Below are 1279 nucleotides of genomic sequence, written 5' to 3' on the forward strand. Positions count from 1 at the left end.
CTCAAAGTTTCCCGCTCCGCCATTGCCCGCTGGGAAAGCGAAAAAGGTATCCCTGATATTGGAAATCTCATCGCTATCAGTCGGGAGTTTGATATCAGCCTGGACACACTCATCAAGGAGGATGGGCGCTTGGAGAAAAAGGTTATCGAAGACAGTAAGGCTAAGAAATGGCATTATTTGGTCATTTTCTATCTCTTCTCCGTTTTGGTTGAAATTGCTATTTTTGCATATTTGCACCATATCTTTATGGCTGGCTTCCTCATCTCCACCCTCTTTATGCTCTTCTATGAGCTGCGCATCTTTAGCAAGGAAAAGATTTGGATGCAGAAAGAGGAATAAGAGAGTAGAGATAATAAAAATCTAGAAGTTTTGAACTTCTAGATTTTTATTAATTTATAGTCAATAAGGTAATAATGAAAGCAATGATATTGTTGCAACAATGGAGGACAATTGGATACCAAATATTTTTGTCCTTTCTCAGATACAGGAGCGAGAGAAGAAGACCTCCGGCAACATAGGAAATGGCTGTCACCCACTCTGACAAGGCCCAGCTGTGCATATGAAGGGTAGCAAATAGAACAGTGGTTAGCACAATACCTAGCCAGTTAGAGAATTTTGCCAAGAAGCTGCCTAGGAAAAAGCGACGGAAGAAAAACTCTTCAACGATTGGCCCGATAAAACAGCCGATCACAAAGATTAGAAAGGGATTTTTCGACAAGGCACTTTGAATACTAGCATCATTCTGTCCCTGCAATGGCAAACCCAGACTCTGTTTAATCAGAACTGAAAGCAGGTTGCAGGCAATGGACAGGAGGAAAATAAAGACCATATACAAGGAGATCGTTTTTAGAAATTCCTTCTTTTTAGTCAGAATCAAGGCCAGCTGCTCCTTTAATTCTTCACGATAAGCTAAGATTCCCAATATAAATAAAAGGAAATAAACTGGGTAAATCAACCAATTTATCCCAATCAACTGCAAGCCTCTACCTAGGAATAAGATCGTATAGAGGGTGATAAAAATAAGGAGAAATTTTCTTGTTTTCATTGTTCTACTTCCAATCACAATTATTTTCATGGTCATTGATAAGGCCAGCTGCTTCTAAGAATGAATAGACACAAACAGGACCGACAAATTTGAAGCCTTGCTTTTTCAGCGCCTTGGACATAGTTTCTGACAGCTCTGTCTTAGTAGGTGCTTCCTTGTAATGGACAATCTGATTGTTAATCGTTTTGAAGTCTACAAAAGACCAGATATAGTCATTAAAAGAGCCAAACTGCT

3 protein-coding genes are annotated in these 1279 nt (G+C 39.5%); 1 reads left to right on the forward strand and 2 read right to left on the reverse strand.

Features of this window, described 5'->3' with window-relative positions; all coding sequences use genetic code 11:
* Nucleotides 1–339: helix-turn-helix domain-containing protein (locus Q0191_RS03965; RefSeq protein WP_297664037.1), on the forward strand; the 339-nt coding region annotated here is incomplete at its 5' end.
* 49 nt (nucleotides 340–388) lie between these two features.
* Here Q0191_RS03965 and Q0191_RS03970 read toward each other — a convergent pair.
* Both Q0191_RS03970 and Q0191_RS03975 read right to left on the reverse strand, forming a co-directional pair.
* Entirely contained in the window at nucleotides 389–1045 is a 657-nt protein-coding gene (locus tag Q0191_RS03970; protein ID WP_297664039.1) for a CPBP family intramembrane glutamic endopeptidase, read from the reverse strand.
* 4 nt (nucleotides 1046–1049) lie between these two features.
* Nucleotides 1050–1279: DNA-3-methyladenine glycosylase I (locus Q0191_RS03975; protein WP_297664041.1), on the reverse strand; the 230-nt coding region annotated here is incomplete at its 5' end.

The sequence above is a fragment of the uncultured Streptococcus sp. genome (assembly GCF_938036805.1).
Taxonomy (GTDB): domain Bacteria; phylum Bacillota; class Bacilli; order Lactobacillales; family Streptococcaceae; genus Streptococcus.

Coding starts and splice junctions, on each gene's coding strand:
- Q0191_RS03970 (WP_297664039.1), bottom strand. CDS start 1,045: ATGAAAACAAGAAAATTTCTCCTTATTTTTATCACCCTCTATACGATC.